Origin of the sequence: Nitrospira sp. (assembly GCA_030653545.1) — a bacterium.
Taxonomy (GTDB): Bacteria; Nitrospirota; Nitrospiria; order Nitrospirales; family Nitrospiraceae; genus Nitrospira_D.
On sequence record JAURZE010000028.1, the window covers coordinates 52,354 to 76,043 of the forward strand.

Below are 23,690 nucleotides of genomic sequence, written 5' to 3' on the forward strand. Positions count from 1 at the left end.
GCCTTTCCGCCTCAGATTACTCATCGGGTAGGGAATACTTATCCGGCGTGATGTCCTGCGGGTCAGGCGCCGGCGATACTATCGCCGGCGCCCGCTCACGATCCTCCTATTAAGGATTGCTCATAGACAAAGACTGAATTGACAAATTATTGTTTACATTCCTGACTCCGTTGACTTGGCGCGCGAGGTCATCCACGCGCGACTTCTCCTCGACGGAACGGACGGTCCCGGTCAACGTGACCACGCTCCGCTCAGTGTCCACATTGATACGCGAAAAATTAGATAATTTATCGCCGGTTAACTTTCCCTGCACAGCCGCAGTAATCCCAGCATCGTCAATATTCTGGCCGGCCGTTTTCCCGGTCATGGACTCGCAGCCCGTGAGAACCATGAGACTGAGACCGACAATCGTCCCTATTACAGCGTGATACATGACACACCTCCTCCTGTTGAAAGCGCCAAGGTTCTATGACACAGTCGCTCACGCAGCTACCTATGCTGTGACGCGAGTTCGTCCTGCGTATCTCTGACTGCCTTCGTCCCAGCCTCGGTATAGCTCTTCACCTGGCGGCCGGCTTCACGCAGCGATTCTTTTCCCTTCTCCACGACCTGGTGACCGCGCTCCATCGCGCCGTCATACGCTTCCGTTCCTTGATCGATGGCCTCGTCCAGCTGATCCTTGGCGCGCGACGCATAATCGCGCAGAAGCCCTCGCATCTCTGCACCTGACCGGGGTGCTAGAAGCAGCGCAATTCCTGCTCCCAGTAGAGTCCCGGCGATAAATACCGATAAGGTTCCTGATTCCTGCGCGTCTGATGATCCCATGGTTCCTACCCCTTTCATACATACCGGTTGTGCGGGTGTCTCCCCGACCGTTGCCGATGACTGAACCCCTTCTACTGCCCCTGCGTGCCCGAAGCCTTGATGGTGTCGCGCCATTCAAACCGACGCTAGTCTCCGAATACCCGCGATCGCCCGAGCGCTCATTCTTGTATTGTGGTTATACCTGCCGCTTGCATGGATCTTGACTAGGAAGCACCCCAGCCCCTGAACAATTGAACCCTTGGCCTCATAGCGGAGGCGGGCGAAGGAGGGGGAACGCGCCGTCGAAACGACCTGTCTCCAGCGGTTCGTAAGGCTGCGCCCGGTAGGTGCGCCGGGCCTCCGCAGTAACGATGGTCTGATCTTCCAGAGTCGGCTGTTTCGGCAGGCCCGTCGAGAACACCGGCTACAGCAGGAATGCATCACACCGTATACGCCGGAGCAGAATGGGATGATCGAACGGTTCTTTCGAAGCCTCAAAGAAGAGTGTGTCTGGCAACATAGGTTTCAGACGTTTGAGGAGGCGCGACGGACAATCGCGACTCTGGATCCAATGGGTACAGCGCGAGGAAGACTCACAGTGCCCTCGGCTACAAGAGGCTGGCCCAATACCGGCTTAGCAATCACTCCAGGAGGCTTGATTTCAGGGGAGCACTACGTGCGTTTCAACTGACTTTCTTATTTCATATTCATTCTCCCACTTCCTTGACTCGCAGATGGTCAGAATAGAGTTATTCACGTCTCTTATTGCCAAGCTTCAAACGTTATTCCTGAATCTCAGACATTTCTACTGCGACCATACGCCGACACAGTCCCTCATCATCACGAACATTCAACCAAAGATTAGACACTTTTAACTACCGGTTAACATGGGATTAATCTGCGGATGTTAAGTTTCCTCCCGAGCATTGATCGCACTCTCGTACTCGTCGGTATCAAGAGGAGGATAGATTGATGAATTGTCAAAAGTGCAAAGGGTTGATGATCGAGGAACAGCGACCGGAACTCGCACCTAAATCGGTCGTACATCGATGCATCAATTGCGGATTGGTCTTGGATCCATTGATTCAGCAGAATCGCCTCAGCAGCCGACCGAGAAAAGACTCGTTCATGCGGGCTGCGTGAGACTCAAGCTGTTGATCTGCTCCCATCCGGAGGTAGGGAGGACTTGCCCTGCTACCGGATCGGGCGGGTGTGGACGTCGCGCATGTGGTTAGACCGAAAACTCTGCCCAGAGAAACGTATGATCTGATGGGTCTTTCGCTCGCCGCGGCTCGACGTCCACGTCAACCCTCGTGCACTTCTCCACCAGCGGTGCCGTCGCCAGGATATGATCGATGCGCCAGCCTTTATTCGCCTCTAACGAACTCGGCGCCCGATAATCCCAAAACGTATATTGCTGCCGGTCCGGATACAGCTTCACAAACACGTCCTGAAATCCCCACGCCAGTGTTCGCTCGTAGGCCTTCCGCGCATCCTCGTGATAACAGACATGCTTGAGGTGCTTCTCCGGACTGTGCACATCCATGGGACGAGGCGCCACGTTCATGTCGCCGCACCAGATGGCCGGCTCGCCGGGAGACAGATGTTTCTCGAAGTACTTTCTCAGCCGGTCATACCACCCCAGCTTGTATTGATACTTGGGCGAATCGATTTCAAAGCCCTGAGGCACGTACGTATTGACGATCGGAATTCCGTCGATCACGACTCTGAGCAGCCGGGCATCCTCCGATTCACCGCCATCGTCGAATCCATGGAACACCGCCTCCGGCTGCTTCCGGCTCAAGATGGCCACGCCGTTGTACGATTTCATCCCACGAAACGTGATGTGATAACCAGAGGGGGCCAGACCCAACAACGGGAACTCGCTGTCCTGCACTTTGGTTTCTTGGAGGCACAAGACATCAGGCTTCTGCTGGGCAAGCCAATCCAACACGATCGGAAGCCGTTTGCGGAGCGAGTTGACGTTGAACGTTGCGATTTTCATAGTAGGGGTCAATTGACCGGCGAGGATGCTAGCAGAAGCACGAAGAGGGAACAAGCTGGACAGATCGAAACTTGTTTATCAGAAGATGAAGGAGACTTGCTCTCCGGCAGGCCATACCGTGCCGTGTCGCATAAACACAACGGCCTCTGGCAATCTGCCAGAGGCCGTTCCAACTAGGCTCCAAGGAAGGAGTTATTTCCCCATCGCGCCGACAGCATCCTTCATCTCCTGCCCGGCGGCTTTGGCATCGCTGCCCATCTGCTGACCAGCCGCTTTCATATCTTGCGCTTGGGTTTGCACCGCATCGCCTTGTCCTTTGACTTCTTCCTTCTTCGCCTTCATCTTATCTTTCATAGCGGCCCGCTTGGCCTTGGCCTCTTCGCGATGGGCCTTCATCTTGTTCTTCATTTCCTCTTTTTTGGCCTTCATATCAGCTTTCATCTGATCCTTGTCGGCCTTCATCTTCTCGGGAGCCGCTTTCACATCGGCCTTTATCTGGCCCTTCATCGCTCCCATTTCACTCATCATCGCATCGTCAGCCAGCGCCAATGAACCGGCACCGACCAGATACACTGCCGCGATTGCAGCCAATACTATCTTTTGCATAATGCTTCTCCTCTATATACGAATAAGTGGACAAACAGAAATTCCCTAGGCGCGGTTTCTCGCATCCTGCCCCGAAACGAGACTGGCGTCAAATACGTCCAGCACGAACGCTTCTCAGACCGCTTGATCATCGTCCCTCCGACGCCACATGCTTCAGGCCTGGTATCTTCAGTGCCCGCACGGCATCTGAAACCGCATCAACCACTTGAGGACGAGTAAATCCTCTCCGCCAGGCCAATCCGATCCGCCGGCCTGGGACCGGCTTCGCCAAATCGATCGCAACCAGCCGCTTGTTCTCGTGTTTCGTTGTCAACGCGCTGCACGGCAACACGGTAATCCCCAGTCCTGAGGCAACCATTTGGCGAATCGTCTCCAGAGAGTTCCCTTGCCATCCCTCAGCATCGGATCGGCTCAGCTCGGGACAAGCATCCAGCACTTGCTGCCGGAAGCAATGCCCGGCATGCGGCAAGATGACTTTCTCCGCCCCCAGTTGGCGCGAATCGATTGACTTCTTTTTCTGCCACGGATGGCCGACAGGGACGAGGGCTTTAAACGGTTCATCATACAAGGCCCGCGTGACGATTCCGGACTCCTCCAACGGCAGCGCGATCATAATCACATCGAGCTTCCCGCTCTTCAGCATGGCCACCAGATGAAGTGTCAAATTTTCTTCGATCTCCAGCGGCATCAGTGGGGCACGCTTGTTCAGCAGAGGGACAAGATCCGGCAGGACGTAGGGTCCGACCGTCGCAATGGCACCGAAACGGAGCGGGCCGACCAGCTGATCTTTCCCCTGAGCGGCAATCACTCGAATCTGATCGGCTTCTTCCAACACGCGCTGGGCTTGCTGAACAATTCGCTCACCCAAGACAGTCAACGTGATGTGATGCTTGCGCCGCTCAAAGATCATCGTCCCGAGCTCGTCCTCCAGCTTCTGGATCGCCAAGCTCAGAGCAGGTTGGCTCACGCAGCATCGTTCGGAAGCGCGGCCAAAATGCCGATCCTGAGCCAGCGCGACAAGATAGCGAAGTTCCGTGAACGTCATAGCCTTCCTTCGATCGATAAGAATTATAAATCGATACCCTCAATATAATCAATTGGACTAATTTATAGCCATGACCTAGGATTCAAGTAGTCGCTCATTCACGAAAGGAGTCTCCTCATGAACAAACACACATCGTATTTCTCTTTGTTCGTTGTTTCGTTCCTGGCACTCAGCGGGGTCGGAGGGTCGGGGGTGTCGCAGTTCGCCCACGCTGAAGCCGGACCCGGTTCTGGCACGGATTACAAACTCCCTCAGATCCAAGGCTTGGAGGATCCCAACACCTTTGTACCGGCGGACAACCCTCTGACCGCTAAGAAAGTCGAATTGGGCCGCCTACTGTTTTTCGACAAGCGCCTTTCGAAAAACGACACGATCGCCTGCGCCAGCTGCCACCTGCCAGGCAACGGCTTCACCGACGGCAAAGCCGTTTCGACCGGCATCAACGGATTGAAAGGCGGGCGTAGCGCACCCTCTTCCTTCAACCGGGTATTTAGCAAGGCACAATTCTGGGATGGCCGTGCCGAAACACTTGAGGAGCAATCCATCGGGCCGTTCGTCAGCCCGGTCGAGCATGGGTTCAACAACCATGACGAAATGATCGTAAAGATGAAGAAGATCCCGGGATACCGAAAACTCTTTCAAGAAGTATTCGGCCGCGAGATCGTGATCGAGGATGTGGGTAAGGCCATCGCGAGTTTCCAACGGACCAAACTGTCCGGCAACAGCGCCCTGGATAAGTTCGATGTCGGCGGAGACGAGAAGGCCTTGTCGGAATCGGCGAAGCGCGGATTAGAACTGTTCCGCGGCAAAGCCCGTTGCACTCGCTGCCATTCTGGCTTCAACTTCACGGACGAGAAATTCCATAATCTTGGCATCGGCTGGGACACCAACACCGTGGATCTCGGCCGCTATATGGTCACGAAGAATCCGGAAGACATCGGCGCCTTCAAGACACCGACGCTGCGGGAGATCGCGAGAACAGCCCCCTATATGCACGATGGGCGGTTCAAGACGCTGGAAGACGTGGTGCAGTTTTATAACCAGGGGGGCATCAAGAACCCGCATCAGGACAACACGATCATTCCACTCGAACTGACCGAGCAGGAACAACAGGATATCGTGGCGTTACTGAAATCACTGAACGGCGAAGGCTGGCAGCAGGTCACGGCCCCGAAGACATTCCCGAAGTAACTCTTGGCGTACGGCAGTTCCGGAAGGGCCTCGCGATGTTTCATCGACGGGGCCCTTCTATTGCTTCAAGCTACGACTGATTCATCTCGACGAGGTATCGGCGAAGAATGGCTTGCTCCACTCGCGAGCGGCCCCGATCAGGAGCCGGGAACCGGAGCACCAACTGAATCTTCCCCGGCTCGGGGAGCTGAATGGTAATACGGGGCTCCGGCGAGGGAGCTTCCAAGAGATTGGCCTGTTCCAGCAGTTTCATCTGTCGCGCAGCTTCTTCCATAAACGGCCCACACTCGGCCTTCGCCGCACCCAACAACGCCTGCTCAGCTCGCTGCCATTCACCCTCCGACCTCAAGGGCACGACAAGTGTATAGAGGCCATATTCCTGTCCCGGGTTTTCTTTGACGAGCGCATTCGTAAACAGAAGACTATTCGGAAACACCGTCACGCGGCCGGTATACAAATGTGCAGATTGGCCGGGGCCGATCTCCAACAATTTTGTGGCGAACAGATCGTGATCCAGCACTACCCCCCGGTGTCCGGCAATCTGAATGCGGTCACCAACGCCGTACACCTTGCCGCCCACACGTAACGCCGCTCCGCTCAAACAGAGAATCAACTCCTTCGTCGCCAAGACCAACGCAGCCGCCAACGCGACAATCGAGACGGCGAAGGCCTCGAGCTCATGCGCCCAGATAACGACGAAGCCTATCAGGATGACGAAGACCATCGAGTTTCTGGTCGTCACGACCCAGCGACGCTTGTCCTCCATCGACAAGGCCTGGTTGCGCGAGATCCCCCGCACGACCAACGTCCGGATCAGAATGACCGACACCAGCAGAATCAACGACTTGAGTCCATCCAAGACGACGGAACTATCAACAGTCATCCAGCCAAGCTGCATACCAGTCATCCTCTGTCTTTTCTTCTGTACCGGTTAAGATTCAGGGCCATTCCTCCGATACAACTTGTGGGATTTTTGGGAAGGAGCCCCATGTCATCGTCGTCCACATCGTCGGAGTCGGCCCTTGCCGAATCCCTTCGTCCCCGTCTGCACAGTACGTTGCAGCCACTCCTCAACCAGGCTAGCCCTTGCTTACCAGCCCTGGAGAAAACCTGCCAGAAAATTCTCAGTCTGGCCGGAGGACTCACCGGAGCCGATCGCCTCGCTCAGATTATCAGTCGTGATCCGGCCCTGTCCTGCCGGGTCCTGCAAATCTCAAATAGCATTGCCTACAGTCCGCAACAAGTCATTACCTCGATCCCCCACGCCGTCAGTTGGCTCGGGTTGGATACGGTCCGTTCCATCGTCACCGCCTCCCAACTCGTAGAACAGCTCAATCAATGGCCGAATCAGCAACAGATCGTCAGCGGAGTTATCGCTCGGGCCCTCGTCGCAGCCGTGCATGCCAATGAACTGGGCATGGCACTTGAGTATCCATCGTTGAGCCAGCTCTTTAGCGCCACCTTGCTCTATTCCATCGGTGACCTTGCCATCGCCAGTCAAGCTCAGGATCTCTATGTCTCGTACCGCAAAATCCCCCTGACAGCCAAGACGCCCGCGGCGCGCATCATCGAAGAAACGCAACTCTATGGAGTCCCCCGCCTCCGGATTGCGCAAGCTCTCGGGCAGATGTGGGCGCTGCCACCCTTTGTCGTGGAGTTATTTTCAATCGAAGGGCATCAGAGCCAGGAGCGGTGGGGTTCCAGTCAGGAGATGTTCAAGGGCCTCGTCATCGGCTGCTCTTCATTGATCGATGTCATGACTGGTCCCCCCTCCCCAGCCATCATGGAGGCCACCAAGCGGGGGCTCCTCACAGGGAGCGGTCTGCCATCTCACTTGTTCGGCGAAATCCTGGCGCGCGCACTGGATCGGGGCAAGCAATTGGTCCATTCCGCGGGCTTGTCGTTCGATCTCTGGGGAGACCCCGCGGAACCGGAAATCAGCTGCCCGATTCCCGTAGCCCCTCCGGTGGAAATTCCCGCCGTCACGGCGGCGCCACAGAAACGCGGGCCGAGTGCGATTGAGACGAATCCGCTCGAGACGCTGCAATTGCTGCAAACCGCCTTGCGCGAGGCGAAAGATATCAACACGCTCCTGAGCACGCTGGTGCATGCCCTGCACCGGGACGGCGGCTTTGCCCGGGTGGCCCTGGCGTTGCTGAACCCGAACAATACTGATCATCTGGTGGGGCGCTTGCTACTCGGAGTGGAAGAATCGGCTCCCTATATCGCCAGTCTGTCCGGCTCGCTGACGAAGGAGCATCCGCACTTTTTACAGCTCATGAAGCGATCCGATGCCGTGTGGATCGAGGATTTCACCGTCCCTCTCGGGGACCCCATCAATCCCAAATTTCTCCGAACGTGGAACCCCGGATCGGCCATCGTCGCACCCCTCCGAGTCGGAACCCGACCCATCGGCATGCTGTATTGCGACAACGGCCCACTCCCCCGGCAGGTGCAGCAAAAGGACTACCACGCCTTCCAGCTGTTCTTTGGCCAGACGACACTGAGTATCAATCGATTGGCGGGAGTCCTCTAGTCCGTGGCGCCGCCCCACACGGTTATTGCGCCATCAGAGTTTCGCGGGTGCCTGGCACGCACTCCTCACGCTTCCAGGACTTGAGGACTTTCTGCTCGTTGAACGTCAGCGTATACCGATAACAATACAATGTCGGTTTCGGCCCCTCTCCCGGCTTTCCCAAGAGCGCACCGACCGATTCGCCCGCGCCGCTGATCCCAGGGGAGGTGATCGACTCCAACTCTTTGTCGCCCATCGGGACCCGGTACGTCCAGGTACTGTCCCCTCCCAACGCCGGCGTCTTGGTGGTATGGGGATTGCCCAACCTCTCACGAACATCGTCCTGGGCCAGTCGATCCACGCCCTTCTTGAAATAGGTGTCACGCCAGGGCCCGCCGCACGCGGTACACGTGAGAACGAGGGCCATGACAAGCCCCCAGATAGCGGTGCGAAGAGCTGACCGGTAACGCATCATGATTGGGAATTCAGTTGCTGCATGCGTTTGATCGAGCAGTAGAGGGCATAGCCTTGCGCCAGCATGCCGGTGGTGAGGAGGCCCAGCGCCGTGTGCAGCCAATGGGAGGCGGGATCGTCGAGTCCGTGCATACCAAATACAAATCCGAGGGCAATGGCCACGATACCGACCGCTCGTGCGATCATGCCCTGCATTCGCCAATTGATCTCTGTCTTATGTCTCTGCACCGTCATACGAGTACGCTACACTGGACAGGAACCGGACTTCAACTCCGCCGTTGCTTGATCGCCGACAGCCGTTTCTCCAACAGCGTCGCGTCGGCGTCGCGATGCAATTTCTGCAAGACGCCGATGAGCTCGCCCAGGCTCTTTTCCACATCCCGGTGTGTCTCTCCAAGCGCCTTCTCCCGAATGGCCAACGCGCGCCGATAGAGCGGTTCGGCCTTCTCCAGAACCCCTTGCGACACATAGACCAGTCCCAGGTTGTGCAGGGTAAGGGCGACATCGGGATGGTCCGGACCATGGAGACGCTCTTTGATCGCGAGCGCCCGCATGAGTAATGGTTCCGCCTCCGCATATTGTCCGTGCATCCGATGCAAGACGCCGAGGTTATTCAACGTCGCCGCCACATCGACATGATTCTCTCCATGCGCATCCTGGTAAATCTTCAAGGCCTGAAGATAGGCCGGTTCCGCTTCCACATACTTGCCCTGCGCCGTGAAGGCTTGCGCCTCACTCGACAGCGCGACGGCCACATGCCGATCCAAGAGTCCATACTGAGACTCGGCTTTTTTCACGGCCGCGGCAAAGATATGCTCCGCCTCAGGGTAATCCCCCTTCTGGAGCGCGCGCTGCCCCGCCGCCATCGCCGACTCCCAGGTTTGTTGCTCGCAGGAACTCGCCAAGGCCATCGCAAGCACCAGCGTGACAACGCGTAGTGAGACTCGAAGACTCATGACCGTCGCATCTGCTCAACAATGGATTCGGCCGGATAGGTCACGATCTCGGCCAGCGTCGGATGGTAGTGCGGGATTCGAAGAAGGTCCTGTACGGTCCCGTGATAGTACATCACCGCAATCAGCTCATGAATCAGCTCCCCGGATTCCGGCCCGACAATCTCGGCACCCAGGACAGTCCCGCTTGCGCGGTCTGCCATCAATTTCACAAACCCTTGTGTGCTCCCGAGACACATGGCCTTTCCATGGTCGGCAAACGGATAGGTCCCGGTGAGGCAGGAGAGGCCGCGAGCACGGCAGGATTTCTCCGTCAGACCCACCGCAGCAACTTGCGGCTCGGTAAAGATGACTTCCGCCACTAACCGATCGTCGAAACGTCTGGGAGAATCGGACGGATGGCAGGCATTCCACCCCGCCAACTCCCCCTGTTGAATGGCGATGTGCACAACATCATAGAGATTCGTGACGTCCCCGACGGCAAAGATGTGGGGCTGCGATGTCCGCATTCCGTCATCCACGACCACACGACCGGCATCGACCGTCACGTGGGCCGCCGACAGATTCAGCCCGGCGATGTTCGGGACCCGGCCAAGCGCGTTGAGCACCAGATCGCCAACCAGGACCTCTTCCTCCCCTTTGTGCAGGACAGACACCGCCATCTTCTTTCCGTCTCTCTGTACACGGAGCGCCTGCGTGTCGGTCATGACACGAAGGCCTTCGGCGGCGAGTGCCTGTCCGAGTGCAACCCCGACGTCGGCATCAAGACGGGACAGGACATGAGATGCCCGCAGCACGAGGGTGACCCGTGTGCCGATCCGCGCAAAGAACTGGGCAAACTCTAATCCGACGGGTCCGGCCCCCAGTACGATGAGCGATTCCGGCTGCTCCCGTCGATCCAGCAGACTGTCGCTGGTGACACAACCCGCATCCGTCAGACCCGGAATCGCCACCTCGCGCGGAACCGATCCGGTGGCAATGATAAAGGATTTCGCGGCCAGACTCGTCGAACCGACCTGCAGCCGATAGGGTGAAAGAAAAGTCGCCGGCGCTTCGTAGAGCGCAAAGGCCGGATCGCGCAATTGCTGAATCCGGTAGTCGGCGAACTCACGGACCAAGCGGTTCTTTCGATCGACAATGGCCGAGAGGCTGGCGCGTACCTCGACCGGCGATAGGCCGAATTCAGGGGCTCGCCGCATCACCGCGGCAATCTCAGCCGATCGCAAGATGGTCTTCGTCGGCATGCAGCCCCGCAGAATGCAGAGTCCCCCGAGCGGGCCCTGATCAACGATCGCCACGTCTGCTCCTGCCTCACGGGCCGTCCGTGCCGCCGCATAACCGGCTGAACCGCCGCCGATCACGATCACGTCATGTGTCCGTTGAGTTGTCATACACCTTCCCTTTATAGTCGATCCACGAAAGGATACACCATGATCCAACCAGGCCGCTATCGACACTACAAGGGAAACGACTACGAAGTCGTGGGTGTGGCAAAACACTCCGAAACGGAAGAGGAGGTCGTCGTCTACCGCGCGCTCTATGGGAAAAAGGGGCTCTGGGTGAGACCGCTGGTCATGTTTCTTGACACCGTGGTGGTCGAGGGTCGACCGCAACCCCGTTTCCAATTCGTGGCGGAATGCCCCATTCCACCCAAAGCCTAACCCCCCAGCTCCACCTCGATCCTCATCCTCCTCAACTATTCAGCTTTCTCCGCTTAAGTATTTCCCGCAGTCCACCGATACTACGGGCGAGGAGAGACTTCCATGGCAGTCGTCCAAGCCATCACTGGAATTGCCGAAAACTATCCGGTCAAACCGGTGACGCCCCGAGCTCCGCTGGTCGACGCCGTGGATAGCCAGGCCGGCGAGGATCCCCGCCACCCGGCCGGGGATCGAACGAAGTTGGCGGCGCAGCAGGCCTATCAAGAACAGACCAAGCAGACGCGGCCTCCAAAGCCGGCCATTCTGGCCAGAGACTTGATGACGACCCCGGTCATCACCTTGCCCTCCGACGCCACCCTTGTTGAAGCGTGGACCTTGATGACACGCCGATCCTTCCGCCATCTGCCGATTTCCTCAGTCCATGGCACGCTGGTTGGAATGGTCTCGGACAGGGATCTGATCCGCCACGCTCCCGATCTCGTCATTGCCGGAGTGCAGAGCACCGCGGCCCATCGACGGTTGGCAGAAATCATGAGCCCTCGCGTGCTTTCCGCGGCACCCACGACCGACATTCGGGAAATCGCCCGGGTCATGATGGACGAGCGGGTCGGGGCATTGCCGATCCTCGATGCCAATCGGCAGCCGATCGGCATCATCTCCAAGCAGGACTTGCTCCGCGGTCTGGCCAACCACGGCCCCATCGAACTCTGGACCTAGCCGCGCATTCCGTTCCGTTCCCCTCCCACCGCGCGCATCACGTCACCGCCGATGCGATTCCCGGGAATCGGTCCAGCTGAGCCACACTATTCCATCATTGTCCAACGAGCGAATGTGGCGGCCTGGCCCGCTCGAATCCCCCGATCATCGACGACATTCCACACGGTGACGTCTTTGACCAGGAACCGCTTACCAGTAGAAGAGATTCTGATTCCACGATAGCCGGAATAATATCCCTGCCGCTCAGCCGACGCCAACATGCGGGCGCGCTCATCGCGGTTCATGGCCTCCGCGGTGAGGCGAGAGGGCGTGCTCGTCAATTGTGCCCACGACAACTCCCACAGATCGAGAGCCTGCTGGTTGCCGTAATTCAACATCGGATCGGTCTGTGTGTCATGCGATACCACCACGAAGGGCGCGGCAAATAGCGCTTGCGCCTGCGCGTCTGAGGTGCCGGTTCGGATCAGCAAGTCCCGCCCGGTCCAGCGCCGAAAGCTATCCAAGAGCAGCTGTGACCATGTAACCAAAAAGCGGTGGGACACGTCATCGGTCGACATGCCATGCTGCTATCACGTCTGAACGGGCAAGACAAGCGAGGGAATTAGGGCTTGGCGGAATTGGCCTTGCGGGGGGTCGGTTTCGGGAGCAAGCGGTATTCGACGAGCCGACAGCTACAGAATGCCACTTGCCGGGTATCGGTTGTCACCCGCACGATGATGGAATGGCAGAACACACAGCCCAACGAGCGGGTATCCCGGGCAATGGTCCAGCGAGGGATCGAGATATGATCGGGATTGAGTGTGTGGTCGCTCATCATAATCCGTATCGGCAGTCCTGGAAAATTCTGAAGTCTACCGATGTCATGCGCCCCTCCCTGGCATGCCGCCTGAGCCCTATGTATAATGACGGTCCTTTACATTCCACTGGTACCGGTTAGTGAGGAGCACGTCATGGCAGGCAAGACACTATTCGATAAGATTTGGGACACGCATCTCGTACGGGAGGAACCGGACGGGACGACACTGTTGTATATCGATCGGCAGCTGGTCCATGAAGTCACCTCGCCGCAGGCCTTCGAAGGGTTAAAGCTCTCCGGTCGCCGTCCGCGACGCCCAGCCGCGACGCTCGCGGTCCCGGACCACAATGTCCCGACGACGGATCGCCGGCTCGGTATTGCCGATGCCATCAGCGCCAAACAAATCCAGACACTGGAAGACAACTGCCGGGACTTCAATATTACGTTGTTCGGGATGAACGACATCCGTCAGGGGGTCGTCCACGTCATCGGCCCGGAACAAGGATTTACGCTCCCCGGCACGACGATCGTCTGCGGCGATTCGCACACCTCCACCCACGGCGCGTTCGGCGCTCTGGCCTTCGGCATCGGCACCAGCGAAGTCGAGCATGTGCTGGCGACGCAATGCCTGGTTCAGAAGCGGCCTAAGACGATGGAGATCCGCGTCGACGGCGTCCTCTCAGATCGCTGCTCTGCCAAGGACATCATTCTCGCCATCATCGGCAAGATCGGCACGGCCGGCGGGACCGGGTATGTCATCGAATATACGGGATCAGCCATTCGCGCCTTGAGCATGGAAGGCCGTATGACCCTGTGCAACATGTCGATCGAGGGCGGAGCCCGCGCCGGCATGGTCGCTCCGGATGAAAAGACCACCGCCTATATTCAAGGGCGTCCCTTGGCCCCGAAGGACGCGCTGTTCGAACAGGCCGTGCGGGCATGGGAACAATTGAAGACGGATCCCGACGCGACGTACGACGCCACGCTGGTCATGCGCGCCGAGGACATTGCCCCGCAAGTCAGCTGGGGAACCAGCCCCGGGATGGTGCTCGGAGTGGATCAGCGGGTCCCGGACCCAGCCACGATGACCGACGACAATACCCGCAAGGCCACCGAGCGCGCGCTGGAATACATGGGACTCGCCGCGAACATGCCGATCGCGGACATCAGAATCGACAAGGTATTTATCGGGTCCTGCACGAATTCGCGCATTGAAGACTTGCGTCTCGCCGCGTCGCTGGCCAAAGGCAAGCAGGTCGCCAAGTCGGTGCATGCGATGGTGGTGCCCGGCTCCGGTCTCGTGAAGCAGCAGGCGGAGCAGGAAGGACTCGACAAGATTTTCCGCGAAGCGGGGTTCGAGTGGCGGGAGGCCGGATGCAGCATGTGCCTGGCGATGAACGCCGATGTGCTCAAGCCGGGGGAACGCTGCGCCTCAACCAGTAATCGAAATTTCGAAGGGCGACAGGGAGCAGGCGGACGCACGCACCTGGTATCCCCGGCCATGGCCGTCGCCGCCGCCGTCGAGGGACACTTTATCGATATTCGTCATTGGAGTTAGAGGACATCATGCAAGCCTTTACCACGCTCACCGGCTTAGTCGCCCCCTTGGACCGGGTCAACGTCGACACGGACCAGATCATTCCGAAGCAGTACTTGAAGACGATCAAGCGCACGGGGCTGCGCGAGGGATTGTTCTTCGACTGGAAGAAGCAGAAGGACGGGTCGCCGGATCCACAGTTTTTCCTGAACCAAGCCCGCTACCAAGGCGCCACGATTCTATTGACCCGCGACAACTTCGGCTGCGGCTCGTCCCGCGAACACGCCCCCTGGGCCCTGCTCGATCAGGGATTCCGTTGCGTGATTGCGCCGAGCTTCGCGGACATCTTCTACAATAATTGTTTTCAAAACGGCATCCTGCCCGTCGTCCTCACGGCCGACGAGGTCCTGGCGATGATGCACGAGGTCCTGGCCGCGCCCGGCTACCAGTTGACGGTGGATCTCGGCAAGCAAACCGTCACCACGCCAACCGGCAAGATCTGCACATTTGCGATTGATCCGTTCCGCAAAGACTGTTTGTATCGCGGGCTGGATTCGATCGGCCTGACGCTGCAACACGAGTCCGCCATTTCCGCCTACGAACAAAAGCGGAAAACCGAAGCGCCCTGGCTGTTCGCCGATATTCCGTCATGAACTGAGGACCTAGCCCATGAAGTTCTTGCGTCCCACATTCCTGCTGACCATCGTCCTCTTTCTCGGTGCAGCCTATCTCCTCATCGCCTTCAACCTGAGTTACTCCGACGGGAGTCGAGCGGGTTATATTCAGAAATTCTCTCAAAAGGGATGGGTCTGCAAAACGTATGAGGGCGAGCTGGCCATGACGACGGTGCCGGGCGTCGCTCCGGTACTTTGGAGCTTCACCGTCCGAGACGAACGGGTCGCCGCCGAGCTCGAGAAAGTGCTGGGCAAGCGCGTGATCTTCCACTACAAGGAATACCGCTACCTCCCCACGACCTGCTTCGGAGAGACCGACTATTTTGTGGATCGGGTCGAAATCCAGGAGTAGGCAGCGACCCGCAAACAGGCTGCTTCAACGGCTCTGCTAGAGCCAGCGCCGTTGGCGGAACGCCATCAGCATCCCCGCGGCAATAAGCCCCATCGCTCCCAGCACCGCCGGATAACCCCACTCCGATTTCAGCTCCGGCATGTGCTCGAAGTTCATACCGTAAATGCTCGCGATAAAGCTCAGCGGCATGAAGATCGTTGTGATGACGGTCAACACACGCATGACCGAATTGAGACGGTAACTGACGCTGGACAAGTAAATATCGAGGCTGGCCGAGACCATCTCGCGCAAGGTTTCGATCGTATCGACAATCTGCACGACATGATCATACACATCCCTGAAGAAGACCTTGGTCGGTTCATGCAGATAGGGGCAATCGGAACGGGAGAGGCCGTTCGTCGCTTCCCGCAGCGGCCACACCGCCCGGCGAAGGAAGAGCAGCTGTCGTTTGAGGGCGTGAACTTCCCTCAGCGTGTCCGGCCTCGGATCCGCCACTACTTTCTCTTGCAATAATTCAATTTTTTCGCCCAGAGATTCGAGGACCAGAAAGTACTGGTCGACGATCGCATCCACCAAGGCATACAGCAGATAGTCGGCGCCGCCCTGCCGCAGACGGCCCTTGCCCCCGCGCAACCGTTCCCGCACCGGCTTGAAGACGTCGGTCCCGTTCTCCTGAAATGACAAGACGAAATTCCGTCCGATGACGAAACTCACCTGCTCGACCAGTAAATCGTGCGTCTCCGTGACGGACAACACCTTCATGACCAGAAACAGGTAAGACTCATAATCATCCAGCTTCGGACGTTGATCGGTGTTGGCAATGTCTTCAAGCAGCAGGGGATGGAGCGAGAATTGTTTTCCGAAGGCTTCGACCAGGTCGAGTTTATGAACCCCGCCGATATCCACCCAGGTGACGGACTCATCGGCGGGCGGCTGCAACTCTTCCGGATCGGTCACAATCCGCTCATCGCAGCGCGCGCCGGCATAATCGAAGACCGTCATGGTCACCGTGTCGGATTTTTTTTCACCGATGTGGACCAACGTCCCCGGCGGCAACCCGGTTTTCTTCGAACGTTTTTGGACCAGTTTCATAGGTGCCCTGCTTGTACGCAGATTCTCCCGGGAGGTCAAGCGATGGAATGAGCCGGCTTCCAATCTCAGCGCGACCTTGCTACTCTGCACTATGCCTTGGGAACAGGAATATCGTGTCCTCACCGCCGCGATTCGCGAAGCCGGCGCCGAAGCCTTGCGGCTTGCCGCAGAGGGATTTCAGATCTATACCAAACCGGACGATTCTCCGGTCACCTCGGCCGACCATGCCGTCAATGACATTCTCATGGATCGTCTGCTCGGACAATTTCCGCACGACGGATGGCTGTCTGAGGAAACTCCCGATACCGACGCCCGGCTGACCAAACCCCGCGTCTGGGTCATCGATCCCATCGACGGAACCAAAGCCTTCATCCGGCACGAGCCGGAATATTGCATCTCCGTGGCGCTGCTGGAAGGCACACAGCCGGTGCTGGCGGCGATCTTTAATCCCTCGACCAACGAGCTCTATACCGCGATCCGCGGCCAGGGCCTCCATCTGAATGGCGCACCGGCCCCACGCCACGAGTCGGAGGCCGGCCAACTGCTGACGATCGCGCTCAGTCCGTGGGAACTCCATGTCGGACGCTTCAAATCGATCGAGTCGCACATGACGAGTCGCCCGATGCGCTCCATCGCCTGGGCGCTGGCGCAGGCAGCCCGTGGGACGATTCACGGCGTCATCACCTTCGAGCCGGAAAATGAGTGGGATGTGGCGGCCGGAACGCTCTTGCTCGAAGAAGCCGGCGGATCAGCGCACGATGGCGCGGGACAGCCACTCCGATACAACCAACCGCTTCCCCGGTTTGGGGGATTCATCGCAACCGTGCAGGGATTTCCCGATCACCTCACGGCCCAGGTACGACAACTCCCGAGATCAGCCCGCTGACAAAGGAATGACGACGGCCTCATGCGCGTAGCAATTGTAGGGATTGGCTTACTCGGACGAGCCGTTGCAGAACGGCTGCACAACTCGGGACATGCCGTCACGGTCCATAACCGCACGGCTTCCAAGACGGATCCCCTCCGCGCGCAGGGCATCACGGTAGCCGCGACCGTTGATGACGCGGTGGCCTCCACGGACTGTACGTTGCTCTTCTTGACCGATGCGACCGCCATTCACGCTGTGCTGTTCCCTCCCACCGGACCGGTAGATCTCCGAGGTCGAACCATTATTCAAATGGGGACCATCAGCCCGGATGAAAGCCGTGCATTCCAACGCGCGGTGGCCGATGGCAGAGGAGACTACTTCGAAGCGCCTGTCCTGGGCAGCCTCCCCGAGGCCAAGGCCGGCACCTTACTCGTTTTGGGCGGGGGCACAGCTGACCAGCTCCGTCGCTGGGAGCCGGTGTTCTTGTCCTTAACGCCGGCCCCATCCCTTATCGGGCCCGTCGGACAGGCCGCCGCGCTCAAACTGGCGCTGAATCATCTGATCGCCGCGGAACTTTCCGCCTTCGCCCTGAGTCTAGGGCTTATCCAACGAGCCGGAATCTCCGTCGACCAGTTCATGGCCATTCTCAAATCCAGCGCGCTGTTTGCGCCGGCCTTCGAGAAAAAGCTTCCCCGACTGCTGACACGCCAGTACGACAAGCCGAACTTTCCAACCAGCCATCTGCTCAAAGACGTGAACTTGTTTTCGGATGAAGCCCGGCATCAGGGACTGAACGTGGCCGGCCTCGCAGGCGTGCGCGCCCTCCTCGAGCAAGCCATCCAGGAGGGACACCGGGATGAGGACTATTCGGCACTGTTTGAGTCGATTAACCCGAGAGATTAAGGAGCGGGAGGCGTATCGCTGGCGGCTACACTGGACGTCTTTCGCGAGAGATGGAAGGTCCCCCCTTTTGCCGTCGGAGCTCGATCATCGCCGATGCGCGTGTACCACCAGCGGCCATCACCCTCGGAAAGATCCGGGCTCAATTCCACGACGAAGTTACCCTCTCGGTCATTCTCTTCCTGCAGCCAGGTGCCCTCCCAATGCAAGCCCCTGAAAGCGACGGTTCGAAGCTGCCCCTTCTTCCACCCGTAGGTCCCGTTGCCCGTCTCATCGAGCGTGAGCAGCACCACCGCCAGCTCTTCGTAGTCCCACTCGCCGGCGAGGACGCGGCGATCGCCCGAATCATGCGCGGCCGATCCGGCAGGCGATGAGCTCGTAAGAGGGTGTGAGGCTTGCGGATGACTGCACGCGGCCAGCAGCAGCATTCCCACGATCAGCGCGGGACTCCGAGATAGCATCAGATGCATAAACAGACAGACTCCCCGATGTTTCACCCTATCTACCATGCAGCGGCGCGATGGACAAGCGCTTCAAGAAAATCAGAACCGGTCCGCCTTACAGATGGAGCATCGCTAAACGCCGGCAAGCCTCGTCAAAATCAGACTCGGTTTTCGCATAGCTGAAACGCACAAACCGCGCACCTTCCGGCCCCGTGAAGAAGGCTTCCCCAGGAACGGCGGCCACGCCAGCCATTTCCAGCAGCGCCATCGCGCGAGCCTTGCCAGTGCTCCCTGGAAGCCGGCTCGCGTCCGCCAGTACGTAGTACGCGCCCTGGGGAATCGCCGGCGTGAGCCCCGCCCGCGAGAGCGCCTCGCAAAAACGATCCCGCTTCCGTTGATACTCCCAAGCCATCTCCCGGTAGAAGGAATCCGGCAGTTCGTTAATGCCGGCCGCCACACCCATTTGCAACGGCGCAGGCGCACAGACATACAACAGATCATTCATCGCCCCGATGAGATGCGCCCATCGCTCCGCCGCGACGCTGTAACCGATGCGCCACCCGGTAATGCTGAATGTCTTGGAGTAGCCTCCGATTGTGATCGTCCGCTCGGCCATATCAGGCAGGGTCGCGAGGCTCACGTGTTGTCGGCCATCATACAAAACGTACTCGTAGATTTCGTCGGTGAAGACGAACAAGTCGTGGCGCGTCGCGATCTCGGCAATCCCTTCCAGCTCCGCACGCGAAAACACTTTCCCCGATGGATTGCCGGGGCTATTCACCACAATCGCTCTGGTGCGGTTCGTGACGGCCCTTTCCACCTCGGCGAGCGAGAAGGTCCAATCAGGTGGTTGCATCCGCACCGGCACAGGAACAGTATCGACCGACTTCAGCGCCGTCGCATGGTACTGGTAGTAGGGTTCGAAGAGAATGACCTCATCACCGGGGTTCAACAGGGCGGCGCACGCGCAATGAAACGAGCCCGTCGCCCCGGCACTCACCGTGATGTGGCGTTCAGGATCGGCCTGAATGCCATTGTAGCGAGCCAGCTTCGTGGCCAGCGCCTGCCGCAATTCAGCGAGACCGTCGAATCGCGTATAGGTATTGAATCCCTGATCCATGGCGCGCTTGGCACCCTCCAAGACCGGCAGAGGGACGGGCGTGTCACAGACCCCTTGGGCCATGTTCACCCCCTTGGCGTTCACACAGGCCTGAGTCATGGCTCGGATTTCCGACGGTCCGAGCTGCGCCATCCTGCGATTCCCTGTTCGCTTCATCGCTGCTCCTCCTCTCTCACATTCCAATCCGATCTTTTTCGCAGAGACCTCGGCGAAGGTCAACTGCTTGTCGGGATCCCGCCACACCGCCACCCTTGATGGGACTCTAGTTACTTCTTAGTCGTTTGTACTTGCATTCGTGTGGGCCTCTGTTAGACATTCTCTGTGACGTCAGGATCTTTCCGGAGGCGTTGCCCCCCGTCCGAACTACACCATCTGGGGAAGGCGGAAAGACAGAACACGCGGTACAGTCAAGGCGTGAGGAATTTCTGAGAGGACATGAGGGTTATGGAATTACGACCACAACCGCCTGCGCACCCGGACCCGGCAAGCGATCACCACAAGGATCGACGAGGAAGGCGGATGCTGCTCTCCTGCCGTCTGTTCTTCTTCGGCGAAGACGACTTCGAGGGTGAGGCCACGCTACTGGACATCTCCGCGAGCGGCTGTCGCGCGAGTTCGTCGATTCCACTCGAGATCGGAATGATTCTGCGACTGTCTCTTTTCCTGCCCGATCATCAATGGCCGCTACGCATCAATCAGGCCCTCATTCGCTGGATCGACCACAAGGAGTTCGGACTGGAGTTCATCGACATTACCATGGCCCAGCGGGAGCGGCTGCGGACATTGGTGATGAAAGCACGATAACACCCCCTTGACATCACTCTGGGAGGGCTCCGACCTCACCGATACCTCTTACGTTTGATCACTCGGAGCAGCGGAAATTCTTCCCCCCGGATTTCCGAACGGTCTCCTACGATGGAGAGGGCAGCGATATTGAAGGGGGCTTGGCTGAATGATCCGCCGGAGTCGCTTGGGGACTTCTGGATCGATACCTTTCGTAGTACTTGAGCACTTTGCGCACATAGTGCCGGGTTTCGCGAATACGTGGAATCCGGCCTCCCTTCACCCGATGTACCCCGGCATTGTAGGCGGCCAGCGTCAGCGAAAGATCCCCGTCGTAGAGATTCAGCAGATGCCGCAGCTGTTTCGCGCCACCACCGATGTTCTGAATGGGATCGTGGAGGTCTCCCACGCGTAAGGTGGCAGCAGTCTCGGGAGTCAATTGCATGAGCCCGACCGCTCCCTTCCGAGAGACCGCGTCCGGACGAAAATCAGACTCCGTCTTAATGACCGCACGCAAGAGCGCCGGATCGAGTCGGTACCGTTTCGCGTAGAACGCGATCGCCCGACGGATTTCCTGTGTGTCATATCGCGGGCGCCCGTCGAAATCCGACTTCGTAGGAACAGGGATCGCCCCGACCATCGCCATGGCCAACACAAGAATCCCCGCGTTGCGCAGAAACGCAACGGAGGGGCGAAACCGCTGTATGGAGATTGGAGTAGTCACGCAGCAACCTGGCCGACCCATTCAGCAGGGGTGGACTCGGGTTACCGAAGTATCTCCTCAAGAGCCGTGCCGTCCAGATCGATTCACAACTCACTGAAGACATTCAGGCTTTATCTCAATGGATCCTGCGACGAGGATGCGCAGATCGAACAATCGTGACCATTTCTCGGCAAGAGAACTACGGCAGGACTCTTGCCCCGTCACTCTTGGCCATGCCCCAATAGACAAAGGCCTGGACGGTCGCCACCAGCACCACGAGCATCAACAGTATGAGAAGCGCCACGGCGATCCCGCCCATCACAGGAGCGTGATAGGCATGAAAAATCACGGCTACAGGCTGGTCCGTGAAAGGGCTGAAATGCGAGAGCCAGCCAAAGGCCAATCCACCCAACCCGATACCGGCCCAGAATCTCGGCCCCACTGTTCCTCGCCGGTAACCGATCAATCCCAGCCCTAACACGAGATAGATCGAGGCGATCACGACGATGAAGCCGATCGACTGGTCATCGATTGGCCAATGGAAATCACCGCGCAGGACATGATCGACCGCATGGAGTCCGTTCAACACCGCAATTCCCTTGATCAGTCGTTCGAGCGTATCGGGCTGACGTACAGGCATCGCCTAGGGCTTCCCCCAAACCTCTTCCAGCCGTTGGGTCCGGCCGCAATTGAATTTATAGAACTTATAGCGCACGGGATTTTTTTTGTAGAAATCCTGGTGATACTCTTCGGCCGGATAAAACGCCGTGGCCGCCACGATCTGCGTCACGATCGGGCTGTGAAATTTTTTCGACTCTTCAAGCCGCTTTCTCGAAGCCTCCACCAATTTCTGCTCCTCGGGAGTCGAGGGAAATATCGCGGCCCGATACTGATTGCCATGGTCACAGAATTGCGCGTTCGGAGTCAGCGGATCCACATTGCGCCAGAACGCATCCAAGAGCTTCTCGTAACTCACTTTGGCGGGATCGTAGGTCACCTCAACCGACTCCGCGTGCCCGGTCCCGCCGGCTGACACCTGCTCATAGGTCGGATTGGCCAGGGTTCCGTCCATGTAGCCGGATACCGCCGAGAGGACACCGTCGACTTTCTCAAAGGCTTCCTCCATGCACCAGAAGCACCCGCCGGCAAAATAGGCCTTGGCCTGAGCGGTCGCGGCCGAGCGGTCCGGTTGGATCAGACTAAGGCCCAGTCCCATCACCAGGACCATCCCTGCCAATGCTGCTTGTCCAAAATTCCGTCTTGTCATTGCGAAGACCCTCCTCTGTGGTCAGTCGGGGCTGACGCGAAACTCTTACAGTCTACTACGGCGCTCGGCTTCCGATGGATTTTCGGGTATGATATTCCCATGCATTTCTCGAAGCTTCTGCTCTTCGTTGCGACCCTCACCGCACTGTCCGGTTGCGCCTCCTGGTTCGCGAAGGGGGAAATACCGGACGTGCTGGTCAGCAATATCACCCCTCTGGATAGCACGCCATTCGAGCAGCGGCTCAAAATCGATCTGCGCGTCCGGAATCCGAACGACTACGAGCTCCAGGTGACCGGCATGGACATCCGATTGGATTTAAATGGAAAGCGGTTGGCCCGCGGTCTCGGGAACCAGGCGTTCACCGTCCCGCGTCTGAGCGATAGCGTCGTGTCGATTGAAACGACGACCTCTACCCTCGATGTCGTGCGACAGGTTCTCGGGTTACGAAAAGTTCAGGCCCTGAGTTACGAGATCAGCGGCGTGCTGCATCTGAAAGAGGGCCGGCTCCCCTTCGAGAATAGCGGGGTGCTGGTAGAAAAAGGCGACCTCTCCGGCGTTCTCGCTCCCTAACGGACACTCACAATGCCAGATCGCCGTATTCCGTCGGCTCTTCCGAATGAGACCGGCGCTTCCTGCCGCCCATTTGCTTCATAATGAGCTCGATCGCCTCTTCCGGAGAGCCGGCTGCAGAGACGAGGCGTTTGCCCAGCTTGCGGAAGAACGCCACATCGGCCGGAGCGGCGTCCACAAGAATCACGGGCTTCCCGGCTTTCACCGCCAACGCGACTTCAGACACCGTGCCAGATCCACTTAGACCGCACGCCACCACCACATCACTCGTGAGCACGTTGATGTTGTTACGGCCGCTGCCCATTTCCGTAATGATCGGCACATCGACATGACACGACACCCGGTCCTTCGCCGTGGGCAAAATTCCCACCGTCAGGCTCCCGCCGACTCGCTTCGCTCCCTCACAGGCGGCATCCATGACACCCAGGTCGCGTCCTCCGGTAAGCACCACCCAGCCGCGCCGGGCGATAAATTCGCCGAGTACCCGCGCGTTATCCAGATCTTTCTTCTTCGCCTTGGCCGGCCCCATTACACCCACTATGAATCGCATCGCTCCTCCGCTCCAGACTGTCTCGATTAAACTCGTGATGCTGTCAGTGTGACATCGGCAGGGG

31 protein-coding genes are annotated in these 23,690 nt (G+C 58.4%); 12 read left to right on the forward strand and 19 right to left on the reverse strand.

The features are described from left to right. Window positions 1-109: 109 nt before the first annotated feature. Window positions 110-433 carry a BON domain-containing protein gene (locus Q7U39_15110; GenBank protein MDO9119289.1) on the reverse strand — a complete coding sequence of 108 codons (324 nt, stop codon included), beginning with the start codon at window positions 431-433 and terminating at the stop codon, window positions 110-112. A gap of 56 nt (window positions 434-489) precedes the next feature. Beyond that, on the reverse strand, window positions 490-825 hold the full coding sequence (locus Q7U39_15115; protein MDO9119290.1) for a YtxH domain-containing protein: 336 nt from the start codon (window positions 823-825) through the stop codon (window positions 490-492). 951 nt (window positions 826-1,776) lie between these two features. On the opposite strand from Q7U39_15115, the gene Q7U39_15120 reads away from it, so the two are divergent. Then, a complete protein-coding gene (locus Q7U39_15120; protein MDO9119291.1) occupies window positions 1,777-1,947 on the forward strand; it encodes a hypothetical protein in 171 nt (56 codons plus the stop codon). Window positions 1,948-2,035: 88 nt separating this feature from the next. On the opposite strand, the gene xth is transcribed toward Q7U39_15120, so the two are convergent. From xth to Q7U39_15135, 3 genes are all read right to left on the reverse strand, one after another. Further along, complete coding sequence (gene xth / locus Q7U39_15125) at window positions 2,036-2,809, reverse strand: exodeoxyribonuclease III (protein ID MDO9119292.1); 774 nt, start codon at window positions 2,807-2,809, stop codon at window positions 2,036-2,038. 192 nt (window positions 2,810-3,001) lie between these two features. Next, window positions 3,002-3,415 (reverse strand): hypothetical protein, encoded by a 414-nt coding sequence (locus tag Q7U39_15130; protein ID MDO9119293.1) that lies wholly within the window; start codon window positions 3,413-3,415, stop codon window positions 3,002-3,004. Window positions 3,416-3,542: 127 nt separating this feature from the next. Beyond that, window positions 3,543-4,460, reverse strand: coding sequence for a LysR substrate-binding domain-containing protein (locus Q7U39_15135; protein MDO9119294.1), 918 nt, complete (start codon window positions 4,458-4,460; stop codon window positions 3,543-3,545). A gap of 117 nt (window positions 4,461-4,577) precedes the next feature. Between Q7U39_15135 and Q7U39_15140 the strand changes: the two genes are divergently transcribed. After that, window positions 4,578-5,651: a cytochrome c peroxidase gene (locus Q7U39_15140; GenBank protein ID MDO9119295.1), complete on the forward strand. Its 1,074-nt coding sequence runs from the start codon at window positions 4,578-4,580 to the stop codon at window positions 5,649-5,651. Window positions 5,652-5,721: 70 nt separating this feature from the next. Here the strand turns inward: Q7U39_15140 and Q7U39_15145 are convergent, their stop codons facing one another. After that, window positions 5,722-6,534, reverse strand: coding sequence for a mechanosensitive ion channel (locus tag Q7U39_15145; GenBank protein MDO9119296.1), 813 nt, complete (start codon window positions 6,532-6,534; stop codon window positions 5,722-5,724). A 105-nt stretch (window positions 6,535-6,639) separates the two neighbouring features. Here Q7U39_15145 and Q7U39_15150 point away from each other — a divergent pair, with 105 nt between their 5' ends. Continuing rightward, complete coding sequence (locus Q7U39_15150; protein ID MDO9119297.1) at window positions 6,640-8,187, forward strand: HDOD domain-containing protein; 1,548 nt, start codon at window positions 6,640-6,642, stop codon at window positions 8,185-8,187. A gap of 22 nt (window positions 8,188-8,209) precedes the next feature. Here Q7U39_15150 and Q7U39_15155 read toward each other — a convergent pair whose 3' ends face one another. From Q7U39_15155 to Q7U39_15170, 4 genes are read right to left on the reverse strand one after another with little or no spacing between them, the layout of a single operon-like run. Next, window positions 8,210-8,593, reverse strand: coding sequence for a hypothetical protein (locus tag Q7U39_15155; GenBank protein MDO9119298.1), 384 nt, complete (start codon window positions 8,591-8,593; stop codon window positions 8,210-8,212). Between the two features lie 44 nt (window positions 8,594-8,637). Continuing rightward, the gene (locus tag Q7U39_15160) at window positions 8,638-8,874 is read right to left on the reverse strand and encodes a hypothetical protein (protein ID MDO9119299.1); all 237 of its coding nucleotides are present in this window, start codon (window positions 8,872-8,874) and stop codon (window positions 8,638-8,640) included. A 32-nt stretch (window positions 8,875-8,906) separates the two neighbouring features. Continuing rightward, window positions 8,907-9,596 carry a tetratricopeptide repeat protein gene (locus tag Q7U39_15165; protein MDO9119300.1) on the reverse strand — a complete coding sequence of 230 codons (690 nt, stop codon included), beginning with the start codon at window positions 9,594-9,596 and terminating at the stop codon, window positions 8,907-8,909. Further along, window positions 9,593-10,984, reverse strand: coding sequence for an FAD-dependent oxidoreductase (locus Q7U39_15170; protein ID MDO9119301.1), 1,392 nt, complete (start codon window positions 10,982-10,984; stop codon window positions 9,593-9,595). Before Q7U39_15170 ends, Q7U39_15165 begins: the two co-directional genes overlap by 4 nt. Before the next feature lie 39 nt (window positions 10,985-11,023). On the opposite strand from Q7U39_15170, the gene Q7U39_15175 reads away from it, so the two are divergent. Beyond that, on the forward strand, window positions 11,024-11,254 hold the full coding sequence (locus tag Q7U39_15175; GenBank protein ID MDO9119302.1) for a DUF1653 domain-containing protein: 231 nt from the start codon (window positions 11,024-11,026) through the stop codon (window positions 11,252-11,254). 102 nt (window positions 11,255-11,356) lie between these two features. After that, complete coding sequence (locus Q7U39_15180; protein MDO9119303.1) at window positions 11,357-11,971, forward strand: CBS domain-containing protein; 615 nt, start codon at window positions 11,357-11,359, stop codon at window positions 11,969-11,971. Between the two features lie 86 nt (window positions 11,972-12,057). Here Q7U39_15180 and Q7U39_15185 read toward each other — a convergent pair whose 3' ends face one another. Then, complete coding sequence (locus Q7U39_15185; GenBank protein MDO9119304.1) at window positions 12,058-12,528, reverse strand: MEKHLA domain-containing protein; 471 nt, start codon at window positions 12,526-12,528, stop codon at window positions 12,058-12,060. A gap of 44 nt (window positions 12,529-12,572) precedes the next feature. Further along, a complete protein-coding gene (locus tag Q7U39_15190) occupies window positions 12,573-12,788 on the reverse strand; it encodes a hypothetical protein (protein ID MDO9119305.1) in 216 nt (71 codons plus the stop codon). A 133-nt stretch (window positions 12,789-12,921) separates the two neighbouring features. Between Q7U39_15190 and leuC the strand changes: the two genes are divergently transcribed. Genes leuC through Q7U39_15205 form a run of 3 tightly spaced genes read left to right on the forward strand, consistent with a single transcriptional unit; the run spans window position 12,922 to window position 15,330 of the window. Continuing rightward, entirely contained in the window at window positions 12,922-14,325 is a 1,404-nt protein-coding gene (gene leuC / locus Q7U39_15195; GenBank protein MDO9119306.1) for a 3-isopropylmalate dehydratase large subunit, read from the forward strand. An 8-nt stretch (window positions 14,326-14,333) separates the two neighbouring features. After that, window positions 14,334-14,957, forward strand: a complete 624-nt coding sequence (leuD, locus tag Q7U39_15200) for a 3-isopropylmalate dehydratase small subunit (GenBank protein ID MDO9119307.1) — start codon at window positions 14,334-14,336, stop codon at window positions 14,955-14,957. Between the two features lie 16 nt (window positions 14,958-14,973). Continuing rightward, window positions 14,974-15,330, forward strand: a complete 357-nt coding sequence (locus Q7U39_15205; protein ID MDO9119308.1) for a hypothetical protein — start codon at window positions 14,974-14,976, stop codon at window positions 15,328-15,330. A 36-nt stretch (window positions 15,331-15,366) separates the two neighbouring features. On the opposite strand, the gene corA is transcribed toward Q7U39_15205, so the two are convergent. Continuing rightward, on the reverse strand, window positions 15,367-16,422 hold the full coding sequence (gene corA / locus Q7U39_15210; GenBank protein ID MDO9119309.1) for a magnesium/cobalt transporter CorA: 1,056 nt from the start codon (window positions 16,420-16,422) through the stop codon (window positions 15,367-15,369). 91 nt (window positions 16,423-16,513) lie between these two features. Between corA and Q7U39_15215 the strand changes: the two genes are divergently transcribed. Further along, complete coding sequence (locus Q7U39_15215; protein ID MDO9119310.1) at window positions 16,514-17,308, forward strand: 3'(2'),5'-bisphosphate nucleotidase CysQ; 795 nt, start codon at window positions 16,514-16,516, stop codon at window positions 17,306-17,308. Between the two features lie 21 nt (window positions 17,309-17,329). Beyond that, window positions 17,330-18,193: an NAD(P)-dependent oxidoreductase gene (locus Q7U39_15220; GenBank protein ID MDO9119311.1), complete on the forward strand. Its 864-nt coding sequence runs from the start codon at window positions 17,330-17,332 to the stop codon at window positions 18,191-18,193. Here the strand turns inward: Q7U39_15220 and Q7U39_15225 are convergent. After that, on the reverse strand, window positions 18,190-18,660 hold the full coding sequence (locus Q7U39_15225) for a hypothetical protein (GenBank protein ID MDO9119312.1): 471 nt from the start codon (window positions 18,658-18,660) through the stop codon (window positions 18,190-18,192). The genes Q7U39_15220 and Q7U39_15225 overlap by 4 nt on opposite strands. Before the next feature lie 88 nt (window positions 18,661-18,748). Beyond that, window positions 18,749-19,909, reverse strand: a complete 1,161-nt coding sequence (locus Q7U39_15230) for an aminotransferase class I/II-fold pyridoxal phosphate-dependent enzyme (protein ID MDO9119313.1) — start codon at window positions 19,907-19,909, stop codon at window positions 18,749-18,751. A gap of 288 nt (window positions 19,910-20,197) precedes the next feature. On the opposite strand from Q7U39_15230, the gene Q7U39_15235 reads away from it, so the two are divergent. After that, a complete protein-coding gene (locus Q7U39_15235) occupies window positions 20,198-20,557 on the forward strand; it encodes a PilZ domain-containing protein (protein ID MDO9119314.1) in 360 nt (119 codons plus the stop codon). Between the two features lie 106 nt (window positions 20,558-20,663). Here the strand turns inward: Q7U39_15235 and Q7U39_15240 are convergent, their stop codons facing one another. From Q7U39_15240 to msrA, 3 genes are all read right to left on the reverse strand, one after another. Next, window positions 20,664-21,260, reverse strand: coding sequence for a lytic transglycosylase domain-containing protein (locus Q7U39_15240; protein ID MDO9119315.1), 597 nt, complete (start codon window positions 21,258-21,260; stop codon window positions 20,664-20,666). A 178-nt stretch (window positions 21,261-21,438) separates the two neighbouring features. Further along, window positions 21,439-21,879 carry a hypothetical protein gene (locus tag Q7U39_15245; protein MDO9119316.1) on the reverse strand — a complete coding sequence of 147 codons (441 nt, stop codon included), beginning with the start codon at window positions 21,877-21,879 and terminating at the stop codon, window positions 21,439-21,441. Window positions 21,880-21,882: 3 nt separating this feature from the next. Further along, the gene (gene msrA, locus Q7U39_15250; protein MDO9119317.1) at window positions 21,883-22,506 is read right to left on the reverse strand and encodes a peptide-methionine (S)-S-oxide reductase MsrA; all 624 of its coding nucleotides are present in this window, start codon (window positions 22,504-22,506) and stop codon (window positions 21,883-21,885) included. Window positions 22,507-22,605: 99 nt separating this feature from the next. On the opposite strand from msrA, the gene Q7U39_15255 reads away from it, so the two are divergent. Further along, window positions 22,606-23,076 (forward strand): LEA type 2 family protein, encoded by a 471-nt coding sequence (locus Q7U39_15255; GenBank protein ID MDO9119318.1) that lies wholly within the window; start codon window positions 22,606-22,608, stop codon window positions 23,074-23,076. Window positions 23,077-23,083: 7 nt separating this feature from the next. Here Q7U39_15255 and Q7U39_15260 read toward each other — a convergent pair whose 3' ends face one another. Further along, window positions 23,084-23,626, reverse strand: coding sequence for a hypothetical protein (locus Q7U39_15260; protein ID MDO9119319.1), 543 nt, complete (start codon window positions 23,624-23,626; stop codon window positions 23,084-23,086). Between the last annotated feature and the right edge of the window lie 64 nt (window positions 23,627-23,690).